Source organism: Rhodococcus sp. APC 3903 (assembly GCF_030407755.1).
Classification (GTDB): domain Bacteria; phylum Actinomycetota; class Actinomycetes; order Mycobacteriales; family Mycobacteriaceae; genus Rhodococcus_F; species Rhodococcus_F erythropolis.
Window position 1 is genome coordinate 94528 of record NZ_JASDCV010000013.1, and the last position, 16016, is coordinate 110543.

The following is a 16016-nucleotide window of genomic DNA, read 5'->3' on the forward strand; positions in this document are numbered from 1 at the left end:
ATAGGACAGCAGTTCGTCGAGGTCGTCGCCGAGCGCATCGAGTCGACAACCTGCGGTATCGCTTCCATACGTGGTGAATTTGGGTTGGTGAAGCACATGCCGCTTCAGCACAAGGCCGCGAGGTCGGTAGTGAGAAGGGTAAAAATTACCGGGTGCGCGACAACTGAACTCCGCTGCGCCAGACAACGAACCCAGTGAGCGCTCCGACCGCAGCGCTGGCGAGTGGCCCGACGATGAGATACAGCGTCGGGCTCTCATCACTGCCAGGGCAGAGGGAGATCGTAGGTAAGTTGGTCGGATCCGTGATCTGCGATGTCAGAGGTGCGTACGAAGAGCAATGGGTCGGTTGTCCGAGCCACCAAAGCACGAAGCCAACGCAGATAAGACCACCAATCAAGAAGGTTGCAGCCCCCGCTGCGATCAACGTACGCATCTCAGCATCCTTCCATGGTCCTCCAACGTAAAGGATGATTGTGGAACAGATTTGGTCTGGCTGAGTCTGCAGCCGGTCGGCGGCGGAATACGATCTTGTAACACCCGGCGGCGAGAGGATCACAAGATGTCGGAACGTATTAATTTCGCCTACGTACGGTCCACTCCGCAGTGGGATGCGCACGTACTGCGCAGTGGTCAGGTCTTGCGGCTGGCTGGCGAACAAATTCCGGACCCGGTACTGAGGGAGAAGCTCGATGCCCTGAACCGTCCTGAACGATCTCGTACCGAACAACTGATTCGTAGCCGAGATCTCCCCGACTGGCGGCGACTCCCGCAAGCCGATTCCAACCTTCGCGCTTCATACGACATATCCCTACCGTTCCCCGCCGACCCCAGCCTCGATCTCCGGTTGACCAACCTGCAGCTATTTCGTACTGGGCTCGCATTCCATGTCGTAACGCACGAACCCACGCCCGAGGAGATGCCCTCCCTCGCCCAGCCGAGCAACGAGCAGATGAATTTCGGATCCCGGATCAAACCCGGTGAACCGCACAGAATTCGACTCATTGTCGACACCATCACCGGGCCGATTCTCGCGAACTCGACCCACCCCGGCGACTACCCCGACGACCCGAATGAGCCGTGGTTGTACAGTGGCCGTTCATGGCGTGGTATCGCCGAGAACCTGTTCGGCATCACCACCGGCGGCGAATACTTTCTCAGCCCGCCCCCTCAGGGGCCCTTGTGGATCACCGTGTCATATCCCGAGTTCGGCCTGGCTCCGACAACGATCGAATTCGAGTTACCGCAATTGCTGTGAAGGAACACTGCACGTTTCGAATACTCCACATCCGCCAGTCAACCCGCCGGGTCGTCACTGATTCAGTGCAACAGCACAATTGAGGAAGGTTCGTTGTGGACAATTGGTGGTTGTACTGGAGCCCGTTTCCTCAGCCTGTCCGTGAGTGGCTGTGGATGATCGTGCAACAGATTTGGTCTGGCTGAGACCGTAGACCGGCGAGACTGGTCAGGAAGTCGGCGGTATCTGGCTGACCAGTGATTCGTACAATCGCTCTATTGCTCTTAGGACTTCGGCCGGTTCGATGTATTGGTTCTTCTCACGCAGCGCGTATTCCAGTTCTTCGCCATCGCGAACGCTTTCAGGCACCAGCACGTGCCATTTGTACCCCCGGGGTTGCAACCGGACTCCGGCCTCCGCGAGGTAGGAGTTGACGTCGTCGTTGACCATCCGCAGGTCTTCTTCGGTGTATGGCTCGAACCAGACTTCCTCGGGTTCCCTGCTCGGGTCACCGCGAGTAACCCGTACGGGCGGGTGCGCGGATGCCGGATGCGGTGTCCTGTAGCACCTGCTTGGCCCCGCAACCCACGCGGTCAGCGCTCCGTGTCCATTCGAAATGACGCTGACGTAGCGACCCACAGGCAGGGCACTGGGCACCTGACCGTCGACCTCGGACAATGGATACTCGCTCCAGTACTGCGCCATGTCGTCCATTATCGTGCGCGAGCTGTGATTTCGGCATTAAGGGAGCAGACGCAGCAAGGTGCAACGGATGCAATTGTTCTCTGCCAGAGTTGAATTCCCTAAGGAAATGCCGTTCACGTTGCATGGTAGTTTTCGTCGATGGATTCCGTCTCCTTGGTCCGCGTGACCGAAGCACTGAACGCTGCATGGGGACCCGATACGTGCGCTCCAGAAGACATCGGGGATTGGTCGGAGGAGAATCCCGCGCGCGGGCAATGTGCGACTACTGCGGTGGTGGTGCACGACTATTTCGGTGGTGACCTGGTTCGCGGCGAGGTGCACGTTCGAGGTGAACGAGTGGACTTTCACTGGTGGAACCGGTTACCAGACGGGTCGGAGATTGATCTCACGCGTGAACAATTTTCGGTGCAGGAGAGCGTGATCGGTGGTGTCTATGTTCCGCGTCCGACGGGTTGGACGCGGCTCGATTATGAATACTCACTCCTCTCAGGCCGAGTCGCCGAACACTTGAAGCGCTCACCCACAACATTTTTGGCGTCACAGGGTTGAACCTCACTGCACCAGATCGTCCGCGCGATGTCCTTGTGGATCGGCGATGGCGGTGCGCTTGGTCATGCCTCTTCGTGCGCATTCGAGCCCGAAGACACCCATCAATCGTGCACCGTGCCACATCAATGCCCTCACTACGCACTTCCAGCCACACCTTGTGTGCACCGTAGACCGAATAATTCTCGGTATGCACACGGCTGACCTCGGCTTGAAGTTCTTCGTCGCGCACAGTCCGCTGGCCCCTCGACTGCAGGAGCGGCACCCGAAGATAGTCGAACCGGTATACCGACACCTCCGGATCGCGCAGAATGGTAGTCGGCGTACACGCGGATGAACCCGGGGAGCGGTGCAATGATCCGACGACGGCTCGGCCAAGCATTGATGGTGATCGCGCTCGCCTCCGCGGCCGTTTCGACCGCGCCCGTCCACGCGCAGGAACCGTCGTCAATCACGACGCCGGGCGCAGTGACCGCGGCAACTTCCCTGCCGCACTCCTTCTGGATTCCCGGCGCCGCCAACGCATCAAAGCTCACGTACTGGTCCACGGGACCGCTGAACCAGCCCGCGTTGAGTACGGGCGCGCTCTTCCTGCCCCCCGGCGATCCACCCGAAGGCGGCTGGCCGGTCATCTCGTGGGCTCACGGCACTGTAGGTATTTCCGACCAGTGCGCTCCCACCGTGACCGGGACCGTCGGCAGTCCGTACCTCACGAACTGGCTCTCGCAGGGCTACGCGATCGTCGCGACCGACTACGTGGGGCTCGGCACGCCGGGAATCCACGCGTACCTGGACGGACCGTCGGCGGCGCACAGCGTGATCGACATGGTGCGTGCCGCGCGTGCGGTCGAACCGTCGCTCTCACCGCGGTGGTTGGCACTCGGACAGTCTCAGGGCGGGCAGGCCGCTATGGTCACGGCAGCGATCGCCACACGGTACGCACCCGAATTGGACTACCGGGGCGCGGTCGCGACCGGGGCGCCGTCCAATCTGGAGAACCTTGCACCACTCGTGGGGCCGGACTTTCCCCGCTTGCCACTGACCGGCAGCACCGTGTTCGTCTCGTACCTCTTGGCCGGACTCCGGGCGGCGCGACCCGATCTCGACATCGATCGCTACCTGACACCACGCGGCACGGATGCCCTGACCCGAGCCGAAACCGACTGCTACCAGGACATGGCATCGGGCCTCGGCGACGTCACGATCGGCGATCTGGTGAACCGGCCCCTCGACGATCCCGCGGTGCTGGCTGCTGCTCGCGGCATGCTGGAGATCCCGACGACCGGGTACGACCGGCCAGTGTTCCTCGGGCAGGGGCTGACGGACGAGATGGTGCCGGCACCGCTGGCTTTGAAACTCGCGGCCGAACTCGCCGCCAACCGCCAGCCAGTTACATTCCGCACATATCCGACCGGTCATATCGAGACGATGCGGGCAGCGCTCCCCGAAAGCCTCTCCTTCGTCCGGAACCTCGTCCAACCGTAGGTGATCATGCGTTTCGTGAGAGCTTGTCCGACCCACTTTTCATCTTCTCAGCACCGTCAGGAGTGCGCGGATGACCGAGGATCTGCCGAAGCCGAGCGTTGCAGCTATGGCGTCGAGGCTCTTGCCCTCGCCGCAGGTTGGACCGTCACCGAACATCGGGAGCGAGGCGCGTCAATAACCATTGACCTCAATATCGCAGGTCCTTGGGGGACCGCGGGTCTAGACACGTACAGCGTCCAGGCGATCGACTTCGACGTTACGGATCGCTTGGGTACACAGGAAGCTGAATCCAGCGGGCTGCCAGGGGTGTGGTTCAACGGACTGACTGATCGATTGTCGACTGAGCTTGGGCTACCTCCTCGTCGTGGGGAGGACAGCATGCGGTGGGACCTGTCTACCGTGGTGGTCACTGCCTATCGGGGGAAGCGGGACAACTTCGTGAACATTGCAAGCCCTCAATACCGAGCAGATGAAGACCAAATCGACGAGTACATCGTCAATTAGAGCCCGACGAGGAGGTGTAGCACGGAAATATCGCTACAGCCACCCTATCCGCGCATACGTGTGCACCGCCCCGTCTCGCCGGTCTTCAGGAAGAATTCGACTGGTCGGAGGCCGTCGACAGCATCGATCCATTCCAGCCACAGTGCGATGCGACCAGGCGTACCGACTTTGACCGTTCTGCTGAAATATTGTTCCTGGCGAAAGAATTCGACTGAGCCTGGTCAGGAGATGGCCTAGGTCGCTAGTCCTCGTCCTCGTACTCCGGTTCAGGCTCATCCATCCATGCTTGATATTCCGGACTCTTCAGACGCAGGTGGATCGCACTGACACCCCGGTTCAGTGTGATGACCGCTTTCGGCAGGTCCCATCTGAGAGCTGCCTTTGGTTCGGGTTTGGCGCTCGTGGCTGTCCCCAGGAGTGCGGTAAATGCCACATCGAGGTTCGTGAACCCTTCGACCAGCAGCGGGCGCACCACTGTCATGGGCGTAGCGTCATCTGCCACGTCCGAGACGAAGATTGAGATGTAGCGCATCGAACGGTTACGCCCGAACATTATCGATTCGGGCTGACCAACACGGAGGCCGGTCCGCATCGAGGCGCCGGTTTGATCCAATTCAACGACCTCCCATCCAGCCTGTGCGCAGAAGGGTTCCAGATCGTCGACGGCCCAGGTCCAGTCGAATTCTGCGGCGAGGCGGGCAATGCGGGCGGCGCCCTCGATGTCGACGTGCATGCGTGGATGCTATCTGCGAGTGTCAACATGACCTGCACCTGGAACGGACGCTCCTAGGAATTACACGCTGTCAGAGAACTCGGCCGCCGCGGAGGTAGAGCTGCGCTGAACGCTGAGGTCAGAGATCCCGCGCCGAGTGTCGCAGCGGCGAGGACGCCAATGTGCCTGCCGCGATGGCGAACACGATGGTGACGCCGATCAGGGTGGGGCCTTCGCCGATCGCGCCGACCAACAGGCCTGCTGTCACGGCACCGAGGGCGGCCATGGTGCGGTTGACGGAACGCCGGGCGGCATTCACGCGCCCGAGAAGCTCATCCGGAGTGAGCGCTTGCCAATAGCCCATCTCGTTCGCGTTCTCCGCGCCTGCCGCCAAGCCCTGCAGGCCAAGAGCTGCGAAAAGCAGGAGATGGCCAACAAGTGTGTCGGTCGCGAAGGTAACGAGAAGCCAGGTGAGGGGATACAGCGAGCGGGCGAGGATGACCGTTCGTCCTGGTCCGATGCGCGTGCCGATCGCATGTGCACTGGACGCTCCGAGGAGGCTTGCGACACCGAACGTCGTCAGAAGCAGGCCGTATGTGTAGGCGCTGAACCCGAGTGAGCGGAGGGCGAAGAGAGACAGCACAGTCAACGCGGCTCCGTTGGCGAGGAACCACACGTGTGTCGATATTGCGAGCGGGTTGAGAGTGCGGTGGCGGTAGGTGAATCTCAGACCCTCACGCATTTCGTTCATCAGGTTGCGGGAGCGAGAAGCGGGTCGCGGCTCGTCTACGTCGAGACCGGAATTGAGTGCGGCATCAGCGAAATAGCTGATTGCGTCGACGGCAATCACCACGGGAGCGCCGAGCAGGCCTACGAGTGCGCCTCCGACCGTTGGCCCCAATGTCGTTGCTGCTGCGTCGGCTTGGTCGAGTCGAGCGTTTGCTTTCACCAGTTGGCTGCGTGGAACCAGTCGGGGTAACAAGGACTGCATCGCAGCGAAGCCGAACACCGAGAAGGAGCCGAACAACAGCAACACGATGACCAGGACCCAGATGTGCAGAAGGCCGGCGAGCCACAGAAGCGGAACAGTGCCGAGTGCTACCGCTCGACCGACGCTGGCCCACACGAGGATTGGCTTGCGCCGCCAACGATCGACGTAAACCCCCGCGAACAACCCGAGCACCGCATAAGGAATCAACTGAGCCGCGTTCACCATACCGACTTCGAAGGGCGTCGCGTCTAGAAGCTGCACTACCAAAATGGGCATCGCCACCGCTGTCACCGACGAGCCGGCCGAACTGATCACCGCGGCCGTGAGGAAGCGGCGAAATGATGAACGATTGACGGCCGGAGAAACCTCACTCATCGCTTCTACTCACGATGCCGCCACATGTCCGACTCCGCAGGTCCGTCCCATGAAGGGGACTGTAGTCGAGCACTCCCGATATGGTGCTGAACCCGAGACTGTTGTTTGGCATTGCGAAGTTGACAGAAGTACTCGACATGGCGACAAGGGAGCGACTCTACCGACTCGCAGGAAGGCATAACCATGACCGAAACAGGCGCTCCCACACGCATTTTCGTGATACCCCGCACTGAAGAACACGACGGGTACGAGAATGAGTGCTTCACCCACTACGTCCAAGGCATGTTCCACCGCTGGATGTCAGGGCGCCACAGGATCTTCGGCCCTTTTCCTCGCACGCCAAGCCGTCGCCAGCGGCACCGTCGAATGCGCATTGACTGTCGGCTTCGAGCAGATGAAACCCGGCGCACTCAAGCGGGTCTGGGACGACCGCCCAGCGCCGATGTTCCGTTTCGACGATCTGATGACCGAGATCCAAGGCGTCCACGACGCGCCGCGCACAGCCCAGATGTTCTATCGGAACCATGTCGACAATGCGGTGGCAAGACCGTCCTCGGTGCCTGGTGGGCAGATCTGGTCGGCTGCGGCAAGCACGGAAGCGGGTGCGTGACCCATGGCCACGCCGTGAGCTGCCCAGTCCAGCATTTCCAGATCGTTGATGCCGTCACCGACGGCTAGGGTCCGTGTTGCGGCGACGCCCAGCTCGATGCGCAGCCTTTCCAGCATCGCAGCCTTGCATACGCCGGCTGCGGTCAAGTCGGCCAGTGGTTCGTCTTCGTAGCACAGGCTTCGAATGCCGGGGAGGTCGAGAGTAGACAAGATTTCGGTCAGCTCCTGCCCACTGCGTCCAGGCCAGTGGATCGCTAGTCGAGTGGTCGGCGTGGTCGCAAGTTCGTCGATATCGACCAGCTCGACCTCGCCGTGGTGCATATCCGCGTCGTCGACACGGCCGGTTGCTCTGACCCCGATGCCCGGGTTCTCGGCTACGAAGATCGCGCCGGGTAGTTGTTCGCGTAGTGCCGCGATGGGAGTGCGTAAATCGAAGACCACTTGCTCCGCGATTTTCCCGGTTGCGGCATCGATCAGCACGGCCCCGTTGGAGCAGATCGCGAACCCCGTCATGATGTCGAGCTCGAGTAGGAACGGTCGTGTGGCGGGGGCGAGTCTGCCGGTGCACAGCACGACGTGGGCTCCGGATCGAACAGCGGCCCGCACAGCCGATCTCACTGCGATGCTGATCGTTTTGTGCGCGAGCGGATTCGTGTCCTCCGCGACGTGCAGGGTGCCGTCAATGTCGAGGGCAATCATCATCGGGTGGCCGGATTCGAAAACCAAGGGTCATCCTTCGATAGTGTCAACTCGACAAAATTCATCGGTAGACCGTGTGTAGGTCGGTTCGGGTGCAACATACTCGAATCGGTATTCGTCGCCCAAACAGAAGCAGTGTCCGCCACGTCATCGGCACCGTCCACACACTCAGCGGGCGCGGCATCGCATTCCGCTCCCTCACAGAAGGATTCGACACCACCGAGGATGGACGGTGGTTCCTGAGCTGCGGTCACCGGATCACGCGAGGCCGCCCGCGGCCATGAAATGCCCGAATCAGAAATGTCAGACCTGGTTAATGAACTCCCCACAAGGTGAGACGGGTTTCTCGGACACGCTGTCGATTCGACAACTGTTGAAATCGATTTCGCTCCGGAACTGTTTTCTGTCGGCGGACGAGGGTTAGCTGGTGATCTGCACTCATTTCTCAGTCACATAAGGAAACATGTCTCATCCTCCGGTGCCTCAGAAACAGCCTTGGTCTCAACAGTTCACGGCCGATTCTGAGACTGACAGCGAAATCCGAGACCGCAGTCGGCGAACCAAAGAGGGCTTTCCACTCTGGTTGGAGGGTCCCTGGCTGGTATGCCTCGTATGGCCTGCGAGATGTCCTGCAACAAAACGGTTTCCGGCGGATTGAGCAGCTACTGTGCAAAGAGTCGGAAACGGTCGTCGCGAATGGCCGCTGCCACTTGTTGGGCACTCTGTTCTTCCGCGTCGCCCGACGTGTCCAGTACATGATCGTCGAGCTCGCCGAGGTCGGAGAACTGATCCCACATCGAGAGGATTGGCCCCTCGTCGATCAAGGCGCTTGGCGCGGTTCGGGCTTGGGCTCGCTTCAGCGTGATGTCGCGCTGCGGCCGGAGCACGATGTAGTGGACCGCCAAGTTCGGGTGCTGTGTCGCGTGTGTTCGGAAGTGGGGGAGCATCCACGGCCCGATGATTCCGTCGATCACCGTGGTGAAGTCGCCGCGAGCATAGGTATAGGCGGCGCCGGCGATCACATCCATGACAGTCTGGTTCTGCGCATCGGACGTGGGGTCGTACGGAGGTATCGCGCCCGAAACGATGCAGTGCCAGAAGTCGTCTGTGTGCAGATGAACGCCTTTGCTGTAACCGCGGGCAAGTTTCGCGGCGAGGGTCGACTTCCCTGCCCCTGGTGGGCCGGTCAGAATGATCACTTGTGCGTCGCTCACGCACCACAACCTATCCCTATCTCGACGGCTGAAGCACCCGATTTTCCCGGCTTAGGTCCAGTGTTCTCGCCGAACGACGCGGCGATGTCGTGCGAAGCGTCGCCGCCGTCGTGCTCGCGGTTTGGCCGCGAACATTTCTGTCCCGAAATCGCACTCCGAGTTGGCCCGCGCTGGCAGTTCGCCGCCATGCACTCGGATCGTGCGTTCTCGTGCGGCTAGTGCAGGCAGGGCTGGGCGGAGGGTTTCGTGGTTGTCGACGCCGTCGATGGCGGCGTCGAAGTCCCCTACGGCATCTCTGATGGAAATACGTCCAACCCTGGGTCAGCATCGCCGGAAAGTCGAGTATGGTCCGGTCATGGGCCGACTCACAGAACTACTCAAGTCCGTAAAATCACTCGGATCGCGCAAAGACACCGCCGCCAAGCAGGAAAAACGCGCACTGGATCGGTGGGAAAACGAAGGCGGCCCTGTCGCAGAGGATCCACGACAACGCTGACCTCGGACGAATGCCAGCGCGCCTGGACCGATCAACCCAGCCAGAATGGGCCGCAACGACCTGATCGGCGCCGGCAGTGCAGACCTCGACGCACACGGAAGTACAACAGACGTTTTCGACGGCTGAGGTCGGTCGCACTACGTCGTGGGCAGTGACGAATCCCCTTGGTGATCAGTGGCTATGACGACCACCTGAACAACAGCGTCTTCAGGCATCTCGGGGTAGTAGTTGACCCGGAGTTGTCTTGCGAAATTCGTCATGTCGGTGCCGGGTGGCTGGCGAGCTGCTAGCGGCGACAGATGAGCGAGATCGTACGTTTCTACAGCGGTGACCTGTCCTGCAAGGGGGCGGGCGGTCGGGTGATTGTCGAAGATGAAAATTGCCGGCCCTTTGTGAATGTCTTCGCGCCAGCGGACGGTGGAAACTTTCGCGCCAGAAATCACTGCCGTGTAATGCTTCTGATGAAAGTGCACGGTTTGAGCAGGCGCGCCGGTCGTCATGTTCGCATTGTCCACTGAGTGTCTCCTCCGGACTATAGATCGAACGAAGAATCGCGTTCAACGACTCCCCGCCCCGGTAAGCCCGTCCTGCTCCCAATGGCTTGTCACTGATATTCGCCGACTTCTGAGGCTGCAGATGTTCACCGGATGCGTTCTCGCAGAATGCTCGAACCTCGTGGCCGAGGTCGGTTGTGCCAGAAGCAATAAACAAAGCCGGCTGTGCGAGCAACGGCGCACCGGTACCCGCGTGAGCGGTCGGTGGGAGTGCGGCGTCAACCGACGTGGACGTGTGGCCGTCGGGACTGGTCGGGTTCGGCTCGGCGGAGAACCTCACGGGTCACGGGAGCGGTTTCGCCCTCACCGATGAACAGGAAGCGGAGCAGGTACATGATCGGGTTTCCCTCGGTCCACTCGAAGTAGACGTCGGGAATCACGCCGGTGATGTCTCTCGTCCGCAGGAGAACCGCCGCAATGGTGTTGGGGACGGCAGGGCTGTCGACCCAGAGGATCCGGTGCTCACCGCGCTGTCGGCCGTGGACGAGGAGGTCGGTGCTGAATTCGGAGGAGTCCGTGACGTTGACCTCGATGAAGATGATCGACTCCGCCTCCGGGATGTTGCTTTCGGCGCGCTGCTGCGATTCCTTCTGCCGATACTCGTCCTCGTCGAGACGATCGACGTCGTGCGCCACCATCGCGAGGTAACCCTTCTCGGCTGCCTCGGCGATGAATTGCAGTGCAGTCTCGTCGAATTCGACGGAGGTTGCCCGTAGTTCGAAGGCTCGCGAGATCCGGGAAAGGAAGGACACCACCATGATCGCGGCGATGAAGAACGATGCGACTTTCACACCGTCTGGACGTTCGAAGATGTTCGCGATCGTCGTGTAGACGAACAAAACTGCAACAAAACTGAACCCCACGAACAGTTTTCGCTGACCGTGCTTGCGAGCGGACAGGGCAACGGCGACGGTCGCCGACGAGATGAGCACGAGGACACCGGTTGCGTACGCGGAACTCTGAGCGTCGACACCGGCGTCGAAGTAGATCGTGACGGTGATGGCGATGACGCTGAACACGAGGACCAGCGGACGCACGGCGCGGGCCCACGACGGCGCCATGCCGTAGCGGGGGAGATACCTCGGAACAAGATTGAGCAACCCTGCCATTGCCGACGCACCGGCAAACCAAAGGATGAGGATCGTGCTGAGATCGTAGACGGTTCCGAAGATCTCACCCAGATAGTCGTGCGCGAGGAAGGCAAGCGCGCGACCGTTGGCAGCGCCTCCGGGTTGGAACTCGTTTTCTGGGATCAGGATGGTGGTGACCAGGCTCGACGTCAGCAGGAATCCGCTCATGATCAGCGCCGCAGTGGTGAGCAGGCGCCGTGCGCCTTTGATTCGGCCACGTGGATTCTGTTCCGTGTCGTGCGGATCGCCCTTGATCTGCGGCATGACCGCGACGCCGGTTTCGAAGCCGGACAGACCGAGAGCCAACTTCGGGAAGACGATCAGCGCGATCAGGATCATCATCGCCGGGTTTCCGTGCTCGGTGGTCATGGCGCGCGTCCAGTCGGTGACCAACGACGGCGCGGTCGCGATGTGCCACAAACCTACGGAGATGACCACCACGTTCAAGGCGAGGTAGACGGCGACCAATCCGACCGCGATACCGATCGCTTCGGTGAATCCGCGGAGGAATACCGCAGCGAGGAGCGCGAGCAGAACAAGGGTGACGGCGACGGTGTGTCCGGAGAGAAAGGTTGGAGCAAAAGGATTCTCGACGAGGTGCGCCGTGGCATCGGCAGCCGAGAGCGTCATAGTGATGAGGAAATCGGTGGCCGCGAATCCGAGAAGCACGAGAACGAAGATCTTGCCGCGCCACTTGGGCAGCAGCTTCTCGAGCATGGCGATCGACCCCTCGCCGTGCGGACTCTCGCGAGCCACTCGCCGCTAGACCGGGAGCGCACCGAACAGCGTCAGCAGAATCAACACGACTGTCGCGATGGGAGCCAACGTGCCGGCCGCCAGTGCCGCGATACCGGGTTGGTAACCGAGAGTGGAGAAGTAATCGACACCCGTCAGGCACATCACCTTCCACCACGGGTGGCGCTTCTCCTTCTTCGGCGCCATCCGGTGTGGCCCCAGATGTCCGGCGGGTTCCTCGGTGATGTCCGCGAGCAGCCAGGCCTCGGTGCGTTGTTTCACAGACGGAGCCCTGTTGTCGGCCGGAACCTCGTTGTCGGCTGCGGTCACCACGGCGTCACGGCTTCAGATAGACATCGTTGAGCGTGACCGTCCGCAGGTTCCGGCTTCGGATGATGTCCACCAGTTGCGGATACACGTGGGTCACGGGCAGATAGTTGAGGTGTCCGATCACTATGGCCCCCGGATTGAAGTACTGGTTCGCCATCTGCAGGATGTACTCCTCGGTGATCAACGAAGAATCCGACAGCGACCCGTACCAGAGGGTGGGTACGGTGTAGCCGACGCTCGCGGCCACGGAATCGACTGTCGCGTTGTGCCTTCCATACGGCGGCCGAAAGTACGGCGCCGCATCCACGCCGTAGGTGTTGCGCAGGAACGTGCCGTTCTTCGTCAGCTCGTCGGCGATCTGCTGCTTCGACACTGACGTCAGATCCGGGTGCGAGTAGGTGTGATTGCCGAGCTGAATTTGTCCGCTCTCGACAAGAGGTCTGAGAAGTCCGGCGTTTTCGGTCCACGAGTTGTATTGCCCGTTGACGAAGTACGTCAAACGGATGCCGGTGTCTTTTGCGAACTGTGTGTAGAGGCGCACGACTTCGGAGCTGGCTCCGTCGTCAACCGTCAGGGCCAACAGATCCCCGCCGCCGGGCAGGGCGGTCAACGATCCGCCGGCGGGCAGCGGCACCCGGGCAGACGGCGGTGGAGGCGGCAGCAAGGCAGGCGGGAGATTCGGAACAGCGGCGGGGTCTGCTGGCTCGTCGGCTGCGGCGACGGCCGTCCCGACGGAACGTGACGAACAAGCGGTTCCCATGGTCACTGCGGCGGTTCCGGTCAGAGTTGCTGCTGCGAGGGCACTGAGGAAGCGTCGGCGGTCCACAGGGCGGAGCCTAGAGCAGATTTGCCCAATTCGGACTTCATTCTCAGCGTTCTTTCAGCGAATGACCAGCTGTGTCCGGTATCGACAGGTTCTACTCAGGAACGGTGGATAGCGTGTCGGCCGTGGAACCGCGACCTCGACACTCGGCAACCAGGCACAGGCGTAGGCGTCAACCGCAGCGGTCGACGCTCTCGGTGGGGCGCAAGCTGGCGGCCGCGTCCCTGTCGACGACGATTCTGGTGGGCGTCGGAATCGGGTGGTACGTGCAGTCGGATCTGACGTCGGGGCTGTACCGGTCGGACGCGCTCTCCGCTCTCGGTGACGACGCCGGCAGTTCACCAGGCGGGGATACCAACATCTTGTTGATCGGGCTCGACAGTCGTAAAGCGATGGACGGCAGCGATCTGCCGGCAGAGTTCGTCACCGACAAGTTGCATGCGGGGGACAGCGACGTGGGTGGGTACAACACGAACACGCTTATCCTGCTCCATGTTCCGGGCGACGGCGGCAAGGCCAGTGCGGTGGCGATCCCACGCGACGATTACGTCGCGGTGCCCGGCTACGGAATGGCCAAGATCAAGGAAGCCTACGGAATGGCGAAGGCTGACGCGGACGCCAAACTCGTAGCGGACGGTGTGACGGATCCTGCTGCGCGAGAACAGCAAGCGCGGGAAGTCGGAAGGCGCTCGACATTGACCACCGTGCAGAATCTGCTCAAGGTTCCGATCGATCACTTTGCCGAAGTGAACCTGATGGGCTTCTACGACGTCGTCTCGGCTATCGGCCCCGTTCAGGTGTGCCTCAACAATCCGGTGCAGGACGACTTCTCGGGTGCCAACTTCCCGGCGGGGGTTCAGACTCTCGATGCGTCACAGGCACTTTCGTTTGTCCGTCAACGCCGCGGTCTCGACAACGGGGACTTGGATCGCACCCATCGGCAGCAGGCATTCATCAGTGCGGTGATTGCCAACCTGAAGGGCTCAGGCGTCATCGGTAACATTCCGAAGATGACGGCACTGGCCGACGTGGTGAAGAAGGACGTGGTGATCGATTCCGCCATGGATCCCGTCCGATTCGCTTCTCAGGCAAGCGCTCTCGCGGGTGGGAATATCGACTTCTACACCCTGCCCATCGAGGGATACGAGACCGTCGACGGCCAGGACGTCAACACGGTCGATCCGGCGCGTCTGCGTAGTGAAGTGTCGAGGATCTTCGCGGGAGGCGACTCTGCGTCTGCCCCTGCGATGGACACCGCGATCTCGACCGGGAACGAAGTTGTGGACATCCGCAACGGAACCGCGACGGACGGGTTGGGCGCCGCGTTGGCGTCGGAGATGAAAGCGTCGGGAGTCGAAGTCGGCGAGGTGAGCACCGCAGCTGCGACGGCAGAGTCGGTGGTCAGCTATGGGGTCGGCGCCAAAGCCGTCGCAGAGGCGCTGGCCGAGCAGTTGGGTGTGGTCGCGGTGTCGAACGAGCAGGCAGCGGCCGAATCAGTGTCTGTACTGATCGGCGAGGACAATGCGCAGACCGTGTTCTCGACTGCTCCGGTGCAACCCGGTCCGTCGGTATCGGCCGGGACCGTTCCCGACACGGGAGCGCAGGGATCACCCATCCGAGCCGACGCGAATGGCGGCATCCCCTGTGTGGACTGACTCTCAGGTAATTCGCACGAAACTCACGCTGACTTCTTCGGTCTGCGGGTCTACATTGGAGAAGTCGAACTCAGTCGGGTACTTCACCTTTGGGGTACCTGACTGAGATTGCGTAGTTGAAAGGATCACCGACATGGCTACAACAGCAGCGGTACAGAATCCGACACGCTCACGTGCCAGGACCATGTCCTTGTCCGAGTACGTGGCCGAGCATCCGGCGCAGCGCGTTTTCCCGCCGACCAGTGAGCGGGCAGCCAGGATGGCGATGCTCATCATGTTCGCCCTGATGGCCGTCACCCTCGTCGTACTGGTACTCGACGAGGCAGGAATTTTCGGATGAAGGCAGCGGTCTTCGGCTGAGCCCGACCTTTAGTTACTCTTGAGTAATGACTGAACAGAAGAGCTGGAATGCGTTCACCGTCGAGCGCGAAGACAACATCGCCCAGGTGACGCTGATCGGGCCGAGCAAGGGCAACGCGATGGGGCCGGATTTCTGGAGTGAACTCCCCGAAATCTTCGCCGACCTCGACGCCGATCCCGAGGTGCGTGCAATCGTCATCGCCGGTTCCGGCAAGCACTTCTCGTTCGGCCTGGACCTGCCGGCGATGAGCGGTGAATTCGGTGCCGTCCTCGCGGACAAGGCTCAGGCAGGTCCGCGCACCAAATTCCACGACATGATCAAGCGCATGCAGTCGGGTATCAATGCCGTCGCAGACTGCCGCAAGCCCGTCGTCGCAGCTGTGCAGGGTTGGTGCATCGGCGGCGGCGTCGACCTCATCACGGCGGCGGACATCCGCTACGCAAGTGCCGATGCCAAGTTCAGCATCCGCGAGGTCAAGGTCGCGATCGTCGCAGACATGGGCAGCCTCGCGCGTCTGCCCGCGATCATCGGTGACGGACACCTGCGTGAATTGGCTCTGACCGGCAAGGACATCGACGCAGCGCGCGCCGAGAAGATCGGCCTCGTCAACGACGTTTTCGAAGATGCCGACGCGGTACTGGCAGCGGCGCGCGCGACCGCCAAGGAGATTGCGCTCAATCCGCCGCTCGTGGTCCACGGGATCAAGGACGTGCTCGATCACACCCGCAGCGCGAGCGTGAACGACAGCCTTCGCTACGTCGCAGCCTGGAACGCGGCGTTCCTGCCTTCGCAGGATCTGACCGAGGCCATCACCGCCGTCTTCCAGAAGCGCCCGCCAGTCTTCCAGGGTGAGTAGGA

At 61.4% G+C, this 16016-nt stretch carries 15 protein-coding genes and 2 pseudogenes; 9 read left to right on the plus strand and 8 right to left on the minus strand.

The features are described 5' to 3' along the window. Window positions 1-559: 559 nt before the first annotated feature. Window positions 560-1255 carry a hypothetical protein gene (locus tag QMA15_RS19445; protein ID WP_290285963.1) on the plus strand — a complete coding sequence of 232 codons (696 nt, stop codon included), beginning with the start codon at window positions 560-562 and terminating at the stop codon, window positions 1253-1255. A gap of 207 nt (window positions 1256-1462) precedes the next feature. On the opposite strand, the gene QMA15_RS19450 is transcribed toward QMA15_RS19445, so the two are convergent. Beyond that, window positions 1463-1939 carry a DUF5956 family protein gene (locus QMA15_RS19450; protein ID WP_134932037.1) on the minus strand — a complete coding sequence of 159 codons (477 nt, stop codon included), beginning with the start codon at window positions 1937-1939 and terminating at the stop codon, window positions 1463-1465. A gap of 138 nt (window positions 1940-2077) precedes the next feature. On the opposite strand from QMA15_RS19450, the gene QMA15_RS19455 reads away from it, so the two are divergent. The 3 genes from QMA15_RS19455 to QMA15_RS32800 all read left to right on the plus strand — a co-directional run bounded on the left by QMA15_RS19455 (window position 2078) and on the right by QMA15_RS32800 (window position 4474). After that, window positions 2078-2488: a hypothetical protein gene (locus tag QMA15_RS19455; protein WP_019746764.1), complete on the plus strand. Its 411-nt coding sequence runs from the start codon at window positions 2078-2080 to the stop codon at window positions 2486-2488. A 351-nt stretch (window positions 2489-2839) separates the two neighbouring features. Beyond that, complete coding sequence (locus tag QMA15_RS19460; protein ID WP_279163024.1) at window positions 2840-3970, plus strand: lipase family protein; 1131 nt, start codon at window positions 2840-2842, stop codon at window positions 3968-3970. A gap of 6 nt (window positions 3971-3976) precedes the next feature. Further along, entirely contained in the window at window positions 3977-4474 is a 498-nt protein-coding gene (locus QMA15_RS32800; protein ID WP_356701624.1) for a DUF6301 family protein, read from the plus strand. A gap of 241 nt (window positions 4475-4715) precedes the next feature. Here the strand turns inward: QMA15_RS32800 and QMA15_RS19465 are convergent, their stop codons facing one another. Both QMA15_RS19465 and QMA15_RS19470 read right to left on the minus strand, forming a co-directional pair. Next, the gene (locus tag QMA15_RS19465) at window positions 4716-5207 is read right to left on the minus strand and encodes a DUF6301 family protein (RefSeq protein ID WP_200314496.1); all 492 of its coding nucleotides are present in this window, start codon (window positions 5205-5207) and stop codon (window positions 4716-4718) included. A 118-nt stretch (window positions 5208-5325) separates the two neighbouring features. Continuing rightward, on the minus strand, window positions 5326-6552 hold the full coding sequence (locus tag QMA15_RS19470) for an MFS transporter (protein WP_279163025.1): 1227 nt from the start codon (window positions 6550-6552) through the stop codon (window positions 5326-5328). Window positions 6553-6859: 307 nt separating this feature from the next. On the opposite strand from QMA15_RS19470, the pseudogene QMA15_RS19475 reads away from it, so the two are divergent. Next, window positions 6860-7066: pseudogene (locus QMA15_RS19475) on the plus strand (lipid-transfer protein); the annotation flags it as partial. Here the strand turns inward: QMA15_RS19475 and QMA15_RS19480 are convergent. Both QMA15_RS19480 and QMA15_RS19485 read right to left on the minus strand, forming a co-directional pair. Continuing rightward, entirely contained in the window at window positions 7066-7887 is an 822-nt protein-coding gene (locus QMA15_RS19480) for an HAD-IIB family hydrolase (protein WP_279163026.1), read from the minus strand. The pseudogene QMA15_RS19475 and the gene QMA15_RS19480 sit on opposite strands and share 1 nt — an antisense overlap. Before the next feature lie 635 nt (window positions 7888-8522). After that, entirely contained in the window at window positions 8523-9074 is a 552-nt protein-coding gene (locus QMA15_RS19485; RefSeq protein WP_279163027.1) for an AAA family ATPase, read from the minus strand. Window positions 9075-9429: 355 nt separating this feature from the next. On the opposite strand from QMA15_RS19485, the gene QMA15_RS19490 reads away from it, so the two are divergent. Further along, complete coding sequence (locus QMA15_RS19490; protein ID WP_154606704.1) at window positions 9430-9570, plus strand: hypothetical protein; 141 nt, start codon at window positions 9430-9432, stop codon at window positions 9568-9570. Between the two features lie 137 nt (window positions 9571-9707). On the opposite strand, the gene QMA15_RS19495 is transcribed toward QMA15_RS19490, so the two are convergent. The 3 genes and pseudogenes from QMA15_RS19495 to QMA15_RS19505 all read right to left on the minus strand — a co-directional run bounded on the left by QMA15_RS19495 (window position 9708) and on the right by QMA15_RS19505 (window position 13145). Then, window positions 9708-10085: an ASCH domain-containing protein gene (locus tag QMA15_RS19495; RefSeq protein WP_198538379.1), complete on the minus strand. Its 378-nt coding sequence runs from the start codon at window positions 10083-10085 to the stop codon at window positions 9708-9710. Between the two features lie 257 nt (window positions 10086-10342). After that, window positions 10343-12322 (minus strand): annotated as a pseudogene (locus tag QMA15_RS19500) (amino acid transporter). Between the two features lie 4 nt (window positions 12323-12326). Beyond that, window positions 12327-13145: a polysaccharide deacetylase family protein gene (locus QMA15_RS19505; RefSeq protein WP_020968335.1), complete on the minus strand. Its 819-nt coding sequence runs from the start codon at window positions 13143-13145 to the stop codon at window positions 12327-12329. A 122-nt stretch (window positions 13146-13267) separates the two neighbouring features. Between QMA15_RS19505 and QMA15_RS19510 the strand changes: the two genes are divergently transcribed. From QMA15_RS19510 to QMA15_RS19520, 3 genes are all read left to right on the plus strand, one after another. Beyond that, window positions 13268-14797: an LCP family protein gene (locus tag QMA15_RS19510; protein ID WP_290285978.1), complete on the plus strand. Its 1530-nt coding sequence runs from the start codon at window positions 13268-13270 to the stop codon at window positions 14795-14797. A 133-nt stretch (window positions 14798-14930) separates the two neighbouring features. Then, window positions 14931-15137, plus strand: coding sequence for a hypothetical protein (locus tag QMA15_RS19515; protein ID WP_124568973.1), 207 nt, complete (start codon window positions 14931-14933; stop codon window positions 15135-15137). Between the two features lie 46 nt (window positions 15138-15183). Continuing rightward, the gene (locus QMA15_RS19520) at window positions 15184-16014 is read left to right on the plus strand and encodes a crotonase/enoyl-CoA hydratase family protein (RefSeq protein WP_007727023.1); all 831 of its coding nucleotides are present in this window, start codon (window positions 15184-15186) and stop codon (window positions 16012-16014) included. The last annotated feature ends 2 nt before the right edge of the window (window positions 16015-16016 follow it).